This is a genomic window from Arthrobacter sp. cf158 (assembly GCF_900106835.1).
In the GTDB taxonomy this organism is placed as follows: domain Bacteria; phylum Actinomycetota; class Actinomycetes; order Actinomycetales; family Micrococcaceae; genus Arthrobacter.
In genome coordinates this window covers 493,270-507,263 of sequence record NZ_FNNR01000002.1, presented here as the reverse complement: position 1 = coordinate 507,263, position 13,994 = coordinate 493,270, and the positions used below count along the sequence as shown (strand labels likewise).

The following is a 13,994-nucleotide window of genomic DNA, read 5'->3' as shown; positions in this document are numbered from 1 at the left end:
CGGCCTACTTGCCGAAAATAACGTCGGCGGGCAGCTTCACAGGTGCACTCAGGAAGCCAAGATCAGCAAGGTTGTTGTTGGCCCGCTCGATGTCTTCCATGCGAACCTCCTCCGGCCAGTAATTCACAGCGCCCGCTTTGACCACGTCCAGCGGTGTTTTGGTGATCTCGGCGCTGAGTTGCTGCGCTTCATCGGTGTGGCCGTTGGCGTAGGCATTGGCTTTGTAGATGGCAGTCTTGAAGGCCAGCAGTGCCTTCTCCTTGGACTTCACGGTTCCGGAGCCAGCTACCCAGAGGCCAATGGCCCCCTGCTCGAAAAACTCGACGCCGGGCGACGCCAGAAGCTGGTTGCCTTCAGATACCCCTTTGGACGTAAACGGGGCAACCAGCGATGCGGCGTCAACGCGCCCGGAGTTCAACGATTGGAGCGCCGAGGACGGGTCAAGGACCATCCAATTCACTTTGGCGGGATCTCCCCCATCGTCTTTGACCAGTTTGCTGACCGTAACCTCCAGCTGGGCCTTCCGGGCAGGAACACTGACGCTCTTGCCTTCCAGGTCCTTCGGCCGGGTAATGGTGGACGCCTTCTGGACAAGGAGGCCTGTGTCGTCAACGCGTTTGAGGTCACTGGATTCTCCTGCTCCATCTTTGTAGCCGTCGGCGGCAGCCACAATCTTGAGTGGTACGTTCTGGCTGAGGGCATTCAGCAGCGGGATGGAGGGCGTGTAGGTGAGGTCAATCTGGCCGCTCTGTGCAGCAGCAATGCCCGCCGGCGGGTTGGCTATCACGGAAATCTCGACGTTGAGACCCTGCTCTTTGAAATATCCTTTGTCAGCCGCGAGGCGAATGCCGGCGTCGGACCCGATGCCGATGGTACCTACCTTGAGGGTTGTGGTGCCGTCGGCGGCGGGTGTGGCGGCAGGGCCCGAACCGCCCCCGCAGCCTGCAAGAGCCATGGAAAGGGCTGCGGCCACGGCCAAAGGAATAGTGCGTCGCATATGGTGCTCCTTGAATCACGAAGGGTGGAACGGATAGGGATGGTTCTAGCGGGTTGATTGGTGGACTGCGCGGCCACCACTGAGGGTGAGCCTGACCTCGTTGTCGAGGAGCTTCTCAATTTCTTCGTCGGCCGGCCACGGGTTGGACAGGAGACACAGGTCAGCCGTCATGCCAGGGACAAGCGCGCCTTTGACGTGTTCTGCGTGGTCCTGCCACGCGGCGTCGATGGTCATGGCAGCGAGCGCCTGCAGGCCGGTGATCCGCTCGGGATCCCCCGGCGCACCAGGCGTGGAACGAGTGGCCCGGCGGACGGCAGCCACGACGGTGCGCCGCCAATCCGCACTTGTCACCGGGGCGTCAGAAGCGAGGTTGAATCGAACGCCTGCTTCGAGGGCTGAATGCAGGGGCTGATGATGGGAGAACCGGTCCTCGCCGAGCACGCGCCGCATGATGTCACCGGCTTCCTGGCGGATCAGGGGGTTGGTGCTGTAGCCGATCCCGTGTGCAGCCATGCTTGCCAGGGTGTCGGCGTCGCTGAAGGCACCATGGATGACGTAGTGACGTTGGCCGGCACCTCCGGCGTTTTTGGACGCAGCGATCATGGCCTGGACGGCCACCGCGGTGGCCGCGTCTCCGGTGGCGTGGACACCAGCTTGCAGCCCGGCATCATTAATGAGCTCCAGGATCTTGTTGAGCTCCTTGACCCGCTCTTCATCGCTGGCGCCTTGGATCACCAGGCTTCCATGCGTACAGGCTTTGCCATAGGGCTCACTCATCCACGCCGTGCCGCTGCGCGGAATACCATCAGCGAAGACCTTGACGCCGGCAATCCGCAACTGCTGCGGATCAATGCCGCGGTCAGCAAAGCATTCACCCAGTCCGCTGGACAGGCCATCTGCAACGGCGCGGGCGTTGGCTCCCCCCGTTCCTGCGAAGAGCATCAGGACGTTGATTCTTAGCGTCAGTTTGTCCGCCGCGGCGAGGTCGCCCAGTAACTCAAGTGCCGCCGTCGAACCGGCACCATCCATGAGTCCCGCGCTGGCTGGACCCAGGCCGGGATCAGTGAGGGAAGTAATTCCCAGTGAATGCAGCTCCTGCTGGAAATTCATCAGAGCCGGCCTCAACGTGGATGCGGGAACGGGCGGCATTGCGCGCGACAAAAGCTCCATGGCTCCGTCCTGTAGCAGGCCCGTGGGGCTGCCGTCAGCGTTCCTGGCCACCACGCCGCCGTCGACGTCCGGCGTTTCAGCGGTGATACCCGCCCGGCGTAACGCCTCCCGGTTAGCCAGCAGCTGATGGCCCGTGCTGTCGAATGCCACGAGCGGTGCGCCGGGCCGGCAATCAAGCAGGTTGCCTGAAGCCGTACCGAGGATGGCCTCGTCCCAACCATGGGCACGAACCCAGCCGTCCTCCCCCGCGGGTGCCGCGTTGACAACGTCGACGACGGCCGCCCAGTCCGGCGCCGCAGCCGGATCCACCCGCACATAGCCATGGGCGGCCATGGCTGCTGAAACGAAATGCAGGTGGGCATCGTTGATGCCCGGAATAACTGCCCCACCGGCAGCATCAATAACCGTGGTGTTGGGGCCGGTCATGTGACTCACTTCGTGGCGGCCAAGCCCTGCAATTCGGCCGTCCTTGACAGCGATGGCACCAGCCATTCGGTGTGGTCGCGTCGGGTCCATGGTGTGGACCGCGGCATTCACGATCACCAGATCAGCGAAATCCTGCATCGATTCTCCTCAGGTCACCGCACCTAAATGTGATGCGGACAACGTTCCTGAAAGAAGTATGTCGCTTGACTTGGTCACTTGACTAGGTTTTGACGTAAAATTTCTCCAAGAGGACATTTTCACCTCGACGGCACGGCCACAGGGCAGTCCTGGCGGATAACGCCTACGATCGATGAGACCGCCGGGTTGGTGGACTCAACCAAGGGTGGAATGAACAAGAAGAAGGTGAGTGCATGGCCAGGGTTCCCGCCGAGGAAAGGCGGCTGCAGTTCGTCGAAGCCGCGGCCAGGGTGATCGCCCAGGATGGACTGGCGTCGGCGACTACACGTCGGATCGCCAGTGAAGCCGACGCCCCGCTTGCAGCCTTGCACTACTGTTTCCGGAGCAAGGATGAGCTCCTTGAGGAGGTCTACAACTTCCTCAGCCGGGACTACGCCAAAGCCCTGGAACCTGTGACCGACCCTGGAATGGGACTGCGCCACATGGTGGGCGTCCACGCCCGGCGCATCTGGAGCCGTATGCTGGAGAACCCGCATGAGCAGGTCACCACGTTTGAGCTGTTGCTCCGGCGCTTCCGGGTGGAAGCCGAAGACCAGCCGCAGGCATTGCTCATGAACCGCTCCATGTATGACGGCTGGGTCAGCTCAACCCTCGAGTTGTTCCGCGGCGCTGCTGAGGCAGCCGGGGAACCCGTCCCGGATAATCTGGAGGACATCACCCGGTTGTTCATCTCCGGCATTGATGGCATCAGCATGCAGCATTTGGCCGACCCCGACGAACAACGGTCCCAGCGGCTGGTGGAACTCATGGCCCGGTCCCTCGCCGGAGCGCTCGACTACCCCTGAGCCTGGCGCTTCATCACCAGGGACGTGACGACCCCCAGGAGCAGCAGGCCCGCGGCAGCCGCCATGGAAACAACGAACGCCGCAGCCGGCCCCTGCGTCTCGGCCAGCTGCCCGGCCAAGTAGGAGCCCAACGCGGTTCCTGCGACGATGCCGCTGGCAAGGGCCGTCATCACCGTTGCCATTCGGCCCGCGGGGGCCACCACGCCCCCGATGCTGAACACCGTCACCATCACAGGTCCCACCGGAATGCCCAGTATCAGCAGGACAAAGACCATTGGCCAGATTCCGGCTGGGAGCAGGAGCAGCAGCGACAAAACCGACATGGCCAGCGCCGCGGCAACCCAGCGCGAAGCAAGGCTGAATCGTTGTGGCCAGAACGCAACAGACAACGCCGCCACGGCCGAGCTGAGGCCCATTACCGCGTAAAGGAGCCCCGCGATCTCCGCATTTGCGTACTGCGCGGAGAAGGCACTCAGCGCGTTCTGGGTTGCCCCAAAGAAAGTACCCATGCACACCATGGCCACCACCGGGACAGCCACCACTGCGTTGGCCCAACGGCTGCGCCGCTGAGGATTCGCCTGGCCGCTTTCCGCACCGGAATCAACGACGCCGGCAGTCGGCTTCCGGGGTGCCGGCGCCACAGCCTGCTGGCTGGGATGGACAGCGAAAGCGGGGACCAGCGTGATGGTCATGACGGCCGCCAGCGCGAGCGGCAACCACGGCGCCACCAAACTGGCCAGGACACCAACCAAGGCCGGCCCAAGCACAAAGGTGATCTCGTCAGCGGTGCCTTCGTAGGAAAGGGCAGTATCCAGATCGGCACGGTTGGCTGCCACACTTTTGCTTCCGGCGCCCGCGCCAGGGGAAAGATTGCGTGTGGTCAGCGCCATCCACCGTACCCTGGCCATCGGGCCTACCTGCGGACAGCTTGCACCAGCAAGGAAGGCGGCAACCAGCACTCCCGCGGCATCACTAACGGATCCGTAGCCGGGCGTGATGTAGGCGGCAGCGAGGAGTCCTGCTACGGCGAGGGTATTCACCACAGCCGCCACGAGGAGCACCACCCGCTGCCCTGCACGGTCAGCCAGGGACCCGAGGACCGGGGCCCCCAGCGCTGAGCCAATGCCCACTGCCCCTGCAGCCATGCCACCGATGGCATACGAGTGGCTCACCGCTGTCACCAACGTCAGGGTACCGACAGTAAGCATGGCGAGCGGAAGCCGGGCAAAGAGGCCCAACGGCAGGAATCCGGGGCCCGCCAGTTCCGGAAGCCGGGCGAAACGGCCTGGCAGACGTGAGGGGCGTGGGGGTGCAGATGACGAGGGCTTGGAGGCCACTGAAGATTTTTCCATTAATCCGGGTTCGCTAAAAGGTGCGCATCGTCCCTCCTCCCGATGCGCGCGACCCGGTGTAACGGGTTAAGTCTATCGGATAGCCGTCAGACCGGAGCTACCTCGGCAATTCGCACCGTGGACCCCTGGCGTCCCTTAAGCACCTGCAGTTGGCTGGTGATGCGCTGCTTCATTTCCGCAACATGACTGACAAGGCCCACTACCCTGCCGCCATCGCGCAGACCTTCCAAGGCATCCATGACCTGCTCCAGTGCTTGCTCATCGAGACTGCCGAAACCCTCATCGACAAACAACGTCTCAATATCCACGCCGCCGGCCTCCTGTTGAACCACGTCTGCAAGACCCAAGGCAAGAGCCAAGGAAGCCATAAATGATTCCCCGCCGGACAAGGTGGACGTGTCACGGTGCTGGCCCGTCCACTCGTCAACGACTTCCAATCCGAGTCCGGACTTAGCGCCCCGCGCGGCCTTCGCGTCGGTGTGTTGCAGCGTATAGCGGCCGTCGCTCATGGCAACGAGCCTCTCCGACGCGGCGATGGCTACCTGCTCCAGACGCGCGGCCAGGACATAGCTGTTCAGGCTCATCCGGTAGTTGTTGTCTCCTGCCCCGCGTACCGTGTCTGCCAGATCAGCCAGGACGCGGGCCTTTTTACGCGGTTCTTCACCGGACGCTGCAAGGAGATGATAGTCCGCGCGGAGCTGTACAACGGCCTCCGCGGACTTCCCGGCCAGGCCTGCTGCCAGAGCCGCGGACCGCGCATCCTCGGCGGCCTTGTTTGCAAGCAGCTTTGCTTCAGCACGTGCGGCCTCTGGCATGGGCAGTTCGCCGATGCTGGCTTCCTTCGCCGCCAGAACCAGGTCCTCACCGGCAAACAATTCATCCAGGCGGGATGTCTCAGCGTCGAAATCGGCAAGGTCTTTCTCCAAGCCCACCACGTCTGCGGGTGAGAGAAGCTCCCGACGGGCTTCCTCTGCAGAGTGGAATCCCGATTCCGGCAAAACCCGATCCAGTGAAGCAGCGGCGTCACGTTGGAGCTGCCCGGCACGTTCCAGTTCCTGGTCCGCTTCGGCTGCCGCCTGAAGGTATGCACGCTCTGCGGACAAGGCTTCCAAACGTTCACGAAGGCTGGGGAAGTCGCCCCGCAAGCCTGCCAGCTCGGTGGCCAGGGCTGAGTGCTGTTCCTCAAGCAGCAAGATGGCCGCCGATGCCTGGGCAGCTGCGCTCACAGCCCCCGAGTGTTCCTGGCGCGCGTTGTCAATGCGCTGTGTGAGGGCCTGGTGCTCTCCACGAAGCCCCTCCAGCATGACCGCTGCCTCACGGGACTCAGACGCCAGTGCTTGGGCAGTCACAAGCATCGCCTCCGCTTCGGCGGCATCCAGGGAACCGCCTTGAGCCACCAGCCCGGCGAGAAACTGCGCTGCGGACGAAACCTTCCCGGCGAGGATCCCCACGGCTTTTTCACTTGTTTCAAAGTACAGCCTGGCGTCCTCCTCGTCTTGGGCGAGTGAGAGTGCCGACCGCACGGCAGCGGCAGGACTGGGGTGGTCCGCACTGCCACAAACAGCGCATGGCCGGCCAGCTTCCAAGGCCGCTGCCAGTTCCCCCGCCGCGTTGGCAAGCCGGAGCTCACGGATGTCCAGCCATTGTTGCCGAAGGTCCTGCGAGGCGGACCTGGACTGGAGGTGCTCCGCAGTGATAGTTTCCAGCTCCGCGGCTGCGGTGCTGTGGCGGGCTACGATGCCCACCCGTTCAGCAGCCGCCACTGCCTCCCGCTCCCGTTCCGCGAGCATGCCGGCCAGTGGCTCCAGCGGCCGGATCCGTGACTCCACCGTTGCTGCATCGCCAGCCAACTGTTCCAGGGCAGAGGCTGCTGATTCCGCAGCCCCTTGATGGCCGGTCAGTTCATCACGTTGAGCGGCGAGGCGGTCTGCGACGTCCAACATGCGATGTTCCTCTGGAAGACGGGCTTCAAGAACCGCATGGGATGACTTCACCACGTCAAGGGCCGCGGCAGGGTCAGCTGCGTCCACTCCCGCGGCCGCCAGTTTCTCCCGGGCTGCTGTAACCCGTGCGACGGCAGCTGTGACTTTGCGGGCGGCCGCATCCACGGCTTCGATCTGGCCGCTCAAAACAGCGGCGCGACGGTGCTTTCCGAGCGCTTCCCTGTTCTCAAGCGCGCGAGGAGCCGTCAACTCATTCAGGACCCGCCGCTGCTTTGCTGCGGCGAGGCGCCCGTGACGCAGGGATTTCTCCTGGGCTTCCTGGAAGCTCGCCGCAAGGCGGGCAGACAGGGATTCTGCCTCACTGGCTAGGTCAACCCGGCGCTTCAGTTCATCCTTGACCGCCGCTTCCACCCCGGCGAGCCACACTGTTGGTTCCTCGTGCGCAGGGAAGGGTTCGGAAGGGCTTGCCGCTGCTAAGCCGGCACCCTGGGCCTTGCCGTCCAGGGCGTTGGCATCCAGGGCGTCTGCTTCCTCGCTGCCAGCGGCAGAAAGGCCTAACTGGTCCCGCTCTGAGGCAACCCTGTCCAGAAGTGCCTTGAGCTCTGTTGCGTTCTCCCGCACGGCGTGGGCCGCCGAAGCGGCTTGCTGGGCGAGTTGCCGTTCAACAGCCTCGAAGCGTTGCGTGCCGAACAGTTTCTGCAGAAGTTCCAGACGATCGCTGGCCTTGGACCTCAGGAATGCCGCGAAGTCCCCCTGTGGCAGCATCACCACCCGGGTGAACTGTTCGCGATCCATACCCAGGACGTCGGCGAGTTCTGCACCCACTTCGTCATTTCTGGATGACTTTTCTTCCCAGCTGCCGCCTACCCGCTCACGGAGGAGCGTCTTGGCCTGCTGTGTAGTGAAGCCGTTGCGACCGCGGGCACTGGGCCGTTCCCATGCAGGTGACCGCGATACCTCGAAACGACGTCCGCGCGCGGAAAACTCGCAGACCACACGGGGTTCTGCCCCGGGGGCCGCATGGTCGCTGCGAAGCCGCTTTCCGTCTTGGCGGGCACCGGGCACCGATCCATAAAGGGCGAAGCAAATGGCGTCGAGGATGCTGGTCTTGCCGGCCCCGGTGGCGCCATTGAGGAGGAAGAGTCCCTGTGCACTCAGCTGGTCAAAGTCGATGTGCTGGGGCGTGGCAAACGGACCGAACGCTTCAATGTCCAAGCGGTGTATTCTCACAGCTCCGCTTCCTCCAACCGAACAGCCTCGAGGGCCTCGCGCAGTGCAGCTTCTTCGGCGTCGCCGGCCGTGCGATCACGGACATGTTCCAGGAAACCGCAACAAACCCCAAGGTCGTCCTCGGCCTCCGCAAGCCGACTGCTGTAGCTGGTCTTGGACCGGGCTTCAGCGCAATCGGGATCGAAGGCAAGAACCAAGGTCCCGGGGAAGCGGGCACGCAGCTTTTCCATGGCCTGCGCGGGACGTTGCGCGTCCGTCAACGTGATCTGGCAATACGCGCTTTCCGCCCAGGAGTACTCCACGGAACCAAGCACGTCATCCAGTGTTCCGCGCAGCACGGCCAGGGCCTTTGGCGCTTCCCAGGTCACGTCCTGAACCCCGGTCACTCCGTCGGCGTCGATGTCCACCAGCCAAGCGCCCTTATGGTGCTTGGCCTCTGAGAACGAATAGGCCAGGGGTGAACCGGAGTAGCGGACGTGGGGCGCCAACTCCTGCCGACCATGCAGATGGCCCAGAGCGGTGTAGGAGAAGTTTTCAAAGAGGTCCAGGGGAACTGCTCCCAGCCCGCCGATGCTCAGGTCCCGCTCGCTCTCGGAGGTAATGCCTCCGCTGGCAAAAGTGTGTGCCAGGACCACGGGATAGACGGGCCCTGATGCGCTGCGGGCCTCAACATCCCGATGGATCTTCTCCACTGCCGCGGAGGTGACATCAAAGTGATTGGCATTTTCAGCGCCCAGACGTTCAGCCACGAGCCGCGGCTCAAGGTACGGGATGCCGTAAATGGCAACCACGCCACCGCCAGTATCATCTTTGCCGTTTCCATCCCCTTCAAGAGGGACCAGAACCGGCACATCAAGGTCCTCCACCCGCGTCCTCAGGTGCACTCCCCCGCGTTCCAGCAGGCGGGAGGCAAAGCCAAGCCTGATGGCGGAGTCGTGATTGCCGCTGGTGAGTACAACGCTGGCTCCGGCCTGCGTGATGCGTACAAGGGCATCGTCCAGCAGTTTCACGACATCCAGCCCAGGCAGCGCGCGGTCGTAAACGTCGCCGGCTATCAGGACGACGTCAATGGATTTGGCTTCGACGAGCGACACCAACTGGTCCACAAAGCTGCGTTGGGCTTCAAGCATCCCAACGCCGTGGAAGGACCGGCCAAGATGCCAATCGGACGTGTGAAGTAACCGCATATTCCCAAGTTATCCGGGGCCCCCGACATTAAAGCGGAGGCCAGCCGTCCGTCGTCGAACCCGTCCGGTTCTTAGCCCTTTTTACCGTCGAAGAAATCGCGTGCGTCGTCGTTGGCCGACGCAACCGGAGCCTCAGCCGCCGGAGTGGGTTCAGCCTTGGCGTCCGCCGTTTCCTGCTTGCCCCCGATGACAACGGTTTTCACGCCGTCCTCGGTGGGGTCCTCGTCGGCGTCGAAGGAGTCGTTGACGCCATCATCGGTGCTGCCGGCGAACTCGTCGGGGCTGGCCACGGTCGACAGGCCCCGGAAGCCTCGGAAAGCGAGTCCGGCAAGCGCGGCGCCCATCAGCGGCGCCACCCAGAAGAGCCACAGGCCCCCCAGCGCCCAGGATGAACTGAAGAATGCCTGGGCTGTTGCACGCGCCGGGTTGAAGGGAAGGTTACCCAGGACCTGGCCGAGCTGAAGCAAAACTGCCATGGCAAGGCCCACCGCAAAGGGGGCCAAGGTGGGAACCGCCCGGCGTCCGGCGGTAGCGCCAAGGAACACTGCCACCAACAGGGCCGAACCAAGGACTTCAACCAGCAGAACCCCGGCCATCTGCGTTTGGGCGGCGGCATGCTCGCCAAAAGCCGGGGACACGACGTCGAACGCCGCCCTGGCATCTGTCAGGACCGGAACCGTGGTCACCACGAAGTACATCAGCGCCGCGCCAACCACGCTTCCGATGATTTGCGCCGCAACGTAAGCTACGGCCGCCACAGCCCGGATTCGGCCGGCAATCAGATTGCCCACAGTGATCACCGGGTTGAAATGGCCGCCGGAGACGTAGCCGAAAGCCAGCATCGCGACCGTCACGGTGAGGCCGGTCGCCAGGGCTACCGGCAAAGGCGCACCACCGGGATTGGAAAAGATCCCCACACCTACAGCGGCGACCACAACGAACATCGATCCCAGGGCTTCAGCCGACAGCCGGGCAACAAGTCCCGGTTGGGGTTCGGAAGTGGCCTGCACAGGAGAGGTCATGGTGAGTGTGTCCTTACGGTTGGTGTGAAGCAGGTCTGGCCTGCCGCATAGGGCTGCACAATGATGTGCCATGGGTATTCCCCGGTGAGAACCTGGGGCCCTTGAGCATTTTGCCAGCCGAGTCTGGGCAGTTGCTGAATCCTGCCTCCGAGCTTAGCCGCCCAACGCAATTGCCGCGATTGCAGTACCCCCGAGGCCCATCACTGCCAGAGTACTGACCAGCACCAGCCGCGCCGATGCCGGCCCGGTACCCGTCTGGAGCTGGCGGGAGCGGACCCAAACCACCGTGGCCAGCACGATGGTGGCAGCAGCAGCCATCAACGCGCAGAGACCTTGGTAGTCGAGCCCCGGGAGGCCCGCCACGAGGTTCCCTGTGGACGGTTCGGAAGTAAGCCAACTGCGCCAGATGAACAGGTCCACCACAACCAGAGAGATCAGCGTCCGGCGCCACGCCAACGTGGTGCGCTCCGGCTGCAAGCCGGGGTCGCGGACTTCCACGCTTACCGAGCCACCAAAATCAGCACAGCGAAGGCAAACGCCGCTACAGCCACCACGATGGTCATGAACAGCATCACCCGGGAGAAAGGAAGCGCTTGGTCGTTGCGCATCGCTGCCTCCATCTGTCCCCATCGGCGGTAGGACAAAGCGGCCAGGCCTGCACCGACGAGTGCCAGCAGGACGCACAGGACCAATCGGACGGGCGTCGGCGCGATGTTCGGCGCCAGTTGGTCAACGGCTACGGCACCTGCGAGCAACGCCAGGGAGGTGCGGATCCATGCCAGGAAGGTACGTTCATTGGCCAACGAGAACCTGTAGTCAGGTGTCTTGCCTGTTCGTCGCCAAGCAGGTTCGCGCACGTTGTCTCTCCAAGGGTTTCATCGGTGCCGGCAGCTTCATCACCATACCAGCGCAGCTTGGTGGGCACGGTAAGTTACTGGCATGAGTGTTGAAGCTTCCTCCCCCGCCGCGCCGTCCTTCGAATCCAGGGTTTATGGGTCACTTTTGGGTGGCGCGCTGGGTGATTCCCTTGGCTATGAGGTGGAGTTCGATTCCCTTGCGGCGATTCGGGGACGCTTCGGTGCTGCAGGCCTGACCTCCTTTGGACAGCTCGACGGCGGCAGCCACTTCTCGGACGACACCCAGATGACGTTGTACACCGTTGATGGGTTGGTGGAAGCCCTCGAGTGGGCGAACGACGGCGTGGCAGCCGACGAAATCGCCTGCCTGTGGCTGGCATATTTGCGCTGGCTCGGCACCCAGGACGTCGCTGTCTCAGCCTCCGCCCCCGTCCCGCAGCCGCGGTGGATCGACACCCAGGACGTTCTGCGGCACCGCCGCGCACCGGGGAACGCCTGCCTGAGTGGCTTGGCAACCGGTGAGATGGGAACGGTGGCCCGGCCGGTGAACCCCGATTCGAAGGGATGCGGCACCGTGATGCGCTCGGCTCCGTTCGGGCTCATCCCGCACATCTCGCGGGAAGCTGTCTACAAACTCAGCTCCGACGCTGCCTCGCTCACGCACGGGCATCCATCGGCGCGGCTCAGCGCAGCTGCGTTCAGCCTGCTGATCCATAACATCGTGGCCGGCAGCGATATCCGCAGCGCCGCCAACGAGGCGCTCGTGTTCGTCAACGGAGTGCCCACCAAGGCGCCCGAGCTGGGTGGGAAGTTGGAAGCTGCCCTGCAGCTGTCCGCCGAGCCCACAGCGTTGGGTCCGGAAGAACTGATATCAACGCTCGGCGAGGGTTGGGTCGCCGAGGAGGCACTCGCCGTCGGGCTCTATGCTGTCCTGTCCACCAGCGGCAATAGCCCTGCCGAGCATTTCCGCAAGGCGATCGCGGTGGCCATCAACCACAATGGCGACAGTGACTCCACGGGTTCCATCGCCGGGAACATCCTGGGGGCCCACTACGGGGAGCAATGCCTCCCCGCTGATTGGCTGGAGGCGTTGGAGGCCCCTGAGGTTATCCGTGGCATGGCAGACCGGCTGCTCGCCGTGACCACCGGCTGAGGGGCACTACGCCCCGCTGCCAAGTAGCCCTGCTACGCGCCGCGCAGGGCGATGTTGTTGCATGCCTCGCATACTTCAGCGGGAATAAGCCCCAGGCGCTGCAGGAACCCGAAGATGGCGCAGCCAAGGCAAAAGCCCACCAACGATTCCAGCGACGCTGCCACGATCAACATCGCAAGCAGTACCCACGCCGCCGGCTGGAAGCCGGTGAAGAACAGGACGACGGCGGCACTCGTCAGGGCGGCACCGATGCCTTGGGCGAAACGCTTGGGAGGACCGGCCACCAGCTTGGCGTGCCCGATCCGCGGCGCCAGCACTTTGACCGACAGCAGGGCCAGCGGGGAGATTCTGGGACCAAACAGCACCCGCAGCCAGAAGCCGGCCGCCAGGGCGATCAGCCCCCAACCCCATCCGGTCAGCAGTGTGGCGACTGCCAGCACAGTAACCAGCCCAGCCGTGATCCGGGCCGCATATTCGTTGACGGGGTTGGGAAAAGCGAAAACAGCCCGCCAATCAACCCCGCTGTTTCCGGAAGTGTCCGCAGATTGGCGCGCCGGTGCTTGGGGAAGGCTGGGCTTGGTCATGCACCAAGGCTAGGAGCGCTGCTCCACTGACCGAAAGCATTGTTGCGCACTATGACCCGAAGGCCCCTCTAGGCGCCGCCCACCATCTGCAGGAACTCACCCTCAGAGACCACCTCGATCTGCTGACCTTTCGCGTGCAGTTCAAGGACCCGTTTTGCCTTGCCTGTGAGACGACCGGCCCTCAAGTCACCTGCCACAAAACCGTCGCCAACAATAAGCACTGTGGTTCGTGCAGTTACGCGGCTCTCGGGCCGCGCGCCCATGTCTGCGGCCCGGGATTTGGCTTCCGGCCGCGTGATGGCGAGGTCACCCGTGAACACCACGGTCTGTCCAAAGAGTGGATGTCCCGGTTCGGCTGCGGGGTTCGGCAGGGGGTTGGGTCCTTCCTCCGGCCAAGCCGACCAGCCGCTGGGTCCGCCAAGGGCCCCCTCCAGGTTTCGTTCAAGGGAACTGCCCGTCCTGGCCGCGAGCGCTGACATGGTCGCCTTGGAGAGGCCTTCAGAGGGATGGAATGCCGGCTGATGGGGCAGGTTGAGGCCCAGCGACAGATATAGCTCCGCAACGCTGTTCGCATTGTTGCGCCGGGCTATATCCACAAGGATGCCCGCGCAGGCACGGGCATCCTCCGCTGCGTCGTGGTGGTTGACCAGGGGGACCCCCGCCTCTTCGGCGGCATAGGGCAGGGAGTTGGACACCAACGAGTAGCAGCGGCGGGAGAGCATCACCGTACAGACGTAGTGATAGGCAGGTCCGGCCAGGCCGGAGACTTCCAGGCCCGACCGGATAACGCCGAGGTCGAAGGCTGCATTGTGGGCGGCCAGGACATCACCGCCGATGAAGGCCCCAATTTCCGGGAAGAGCTCGCCGAACCTCGGGCGGCCGGCCACGTCTTCGGCGCGGATGCCGTGAATACGGGTGTTGTGGAACTCGAAGTGATCGTGGTTCTCCGGGGGACGCATCAGCCAGGATGCTTCTTCCACCACAATTCCATTGCGGACCTTGCTCAGGCCTACCGAGCAGGGCGATCCCCTGAAGCCGTTGGCTGTTTCAAAGTCGATCGCCGTAAAGTCCAATGCCACTGGACAAGGTT

12 protein-coding genes are annotated in these 13,994 nt (G+C 63.7%); 2 read left to right on the top strand and 10 right to left on the bottom strand.

Translation table 11 applies throughout. The features are described 5' to 3' along the window. Positions 1-4 precede the first annotated feature (4 nt). Both BLW08_RS05390 and BLW08_RS05385 read right to left on the bottom strand, forming a co-directional pair. Positions 5-997, bottom strand: a complete 993-nt coding sequence (locus tag BLW08_RS05390) for an ABC transporter substrate-binding protein (RefSeq protein WP_091323771.1) — start codon at positions 995-997, stop codon at positions 5-7. Between the two features lie 45 nt (positions 998-1,042). Then, positions 1,043-2,731, bottom strand: a complete 1,689-nt coding sequence (locus BLW08_RS05385) for an amidohydrolase (protein ID WP_091323770.1) — start codon at positions 2,729-2,731, stop codon at positions 1,043-1,045. A 233-nt stretch (positions 2,732-2,964) separates the two neighbouring features. Between BLW08_RS05385 and BLW08_RS05380 the strand changes: the two genes are divergently transcribed. Next, positions 2,965-3,576, top strand: coding sequence for a TetR/AcrR family transcriptional regulator (locus tag BLW08_RS05380; RefSeq protein WP_091323768.1), 612 nt, complete (start codon positions 2,965-2,967; stop codon positions 3,574-3,576). On the opposite strand, the gene BLW08_RS05375 is transcribed toward BLW08_RS05380, so the two are convergent. From BLW08_RS05375 to BLW08_RS05350, 6 genes are all read right to left on the bottom strand, one after another. Next, entirely contained in the window at positions 3,567-4,928 is a 1,362-nt protein-coding gene (locus BLW08_RS05375; RefSeq protein ID WP_090818686.1) for an MFS transporter, read from the bottom strand. The genes BLW08_RS05380 and BLW08_RS05375 overlap by 10 nt on opposite strands. A gap of 86 nt (positions 4,929-5,014) precedes the next feature. After that, complete coding sequence (locus BLW08_RS05370; RefSeq protein ID WP_091323766.1) at positions 5,015-8,101, bottom strand: AAA family ATPase; 3,087 nt, start codon at positions 8,099-8,101, stop codon at positions 5,015-5,017. After that, positions 8,098-9,288, bottom strand: a complete 1,191-nt coding sequence (locus BLW08_RS05365) for an exonuclease SbcCD subunit D (RefSeq protein WP_091323764.1) — start codon at positions 9,286-9,288, stop codon at positions 8,098-8,100. The genes BLW08_RS05370 and BLW08_RS05365 overlap by 4 nt, the downstream gene beginning before the upstream one ends. A gap of 71 nt (positions 9,289-9,359) precedes the next feature. Then, positions 9,360-10,310, bottom strand: coding sequence for an MIP/aquaporin family protein (locus BLW08_RS05360; RefSeq protein ID WP_090818678.1), 951 nt, complete (start codon positions 10,308-10,310; stop codon positions 9,360-9,362). 153 nt (positions 10,311-10,463) lie between these two features. Next, complete coding sequence (locus BLW08_RS05355; RefSeq protein WP_091323763.1) at positions 10,464-10,808, bottom strand: DUF202 domain-containing protein; 345 nt, start codon at positions 10,806-10,808, stop codon at positions 10,464-10,466. Positions 10,809-10,810: 2 nt separating this feature from the next. After that, positions 10,811-11,167: a YidH family protein gene (locus BLW08_RS05350; RefSeq protein WP_175538584.1), complete on the bottom strand. Its 357-nt coding sequence runs from the start codon at positions 11,165-11,167 to the stop codon at positions 10,811-10,813. Between the two features lie 82 nt (positions 11,168-11,249). Here BLW08_RS05350 and BLW08_RS05345 point away from each other — a divergent pair, with 82 nt between their 5' ends. Continuing rightward, on the top strand, positions 11,250-12,320 hold the full coding sequence (locus tag BLW08_RS05345; protein WP_090818673.1) for an ADP-ribosylglycohydrolase family protein: 1,071 nt from the start codon (positions 11,250-11,252) through the stop codon (positions 12,318-12,320). 32 nt (positions 12,321-12,352) lie between these two features. Here the strand turns inward: BLW08_RS05345 and BLW08_RS05340 are convergent, their stop codons facing one another. Together BLW08_RS05340 and BLW08_RS05335 are read right to left on the bottom strand one after the other, a co-directional pair. Next, the gene (locus tag BLW08_RS05340; RefSeq protein ID WP_090818669.1) at positions 12,353-12,904 is read right to left on the bottom strand and encodes a DUF4395 domain-containing protein; all 552 of its coding nucleotides are present in this window, start codon (positions 12,902-12,904) and stop codon (positions 12,353-12,355) included. Positions 12,905-12,972: 68 nt separating this feature from the next. Beyond that, positions 12,973-13,983 (bottom strand): 3'-5' exonuclease, encoded by a 1,011-nt coding sequence (locus BLW08_RS05335; RefSeq protein WP_090818666.1) that lies wholly within the window; start codon positions 13,981-13,983, stop codon positions 12,973-12,975. Positions 13,984-13,994: the final 11 nt, after the last annotated feature.

Bases quoted from the DNA above. Each gene is read 5' to 3' on its own strand.
- BLW08_RS05390 (WP_091323771.1), bottom strand. From the start codon at position 997: ATGCGACGCACTATTCCTTTGGCCGTGGCCGCAGCCCTTTCCATGGCT.
- BLW08_RS05365 (WP_091323764.1), bottom strand. From the start codon at position 9,288: ATGCGGTTACTTCACACGTCCGATTGGCATCTTGGCCGGTCCTTCCAC.
- BLW08_RS05340 (WP_090818669.1), bottom strand. From the start codon at position 12,904: ATGACCAAGCCCAGCCTTCCCCAAGCACCGGCGCGCCAATCTGCGGAC.
- BLW08_RS05380 (WP_091323768.1), top strand. From the start codon at position 2,965: ATGGCCAGGGTTCCCGCCGAGGAAAGGCGGCTGCAGTTCGTCGAAGCC.
- BLW08_RS05345 (WP_090818673.1), top strand. From the start codon at position 11,250: ATGAGTGTTGAAGCTTCCTCCCCCGCCGCGCCGTCCTTCGAATCCAGG.
- BLW08_RS05375 (WP_090818686.1), bottom strand. From the start codon at position 4,928: ATGGAAAAATCTTCAGTGGCCTCCAAGCCCTCGTCATCTGCACCCCCA.
- BLW08_RS05360 (WP_090818678.1), bottom strand. From the start codon at position 10,310: ATGACCTCTCCTGTGCAGGCCACTTCCGAACCCCAACCGGGACTTGTT.
- BLW08_RS05385 (WP_091323770.1), bottom strand. From the start codon at position 2,731: ATGCAGGATTTCGCTGATCTGGTGATCGTGAATGCCGCGGTCCACACC.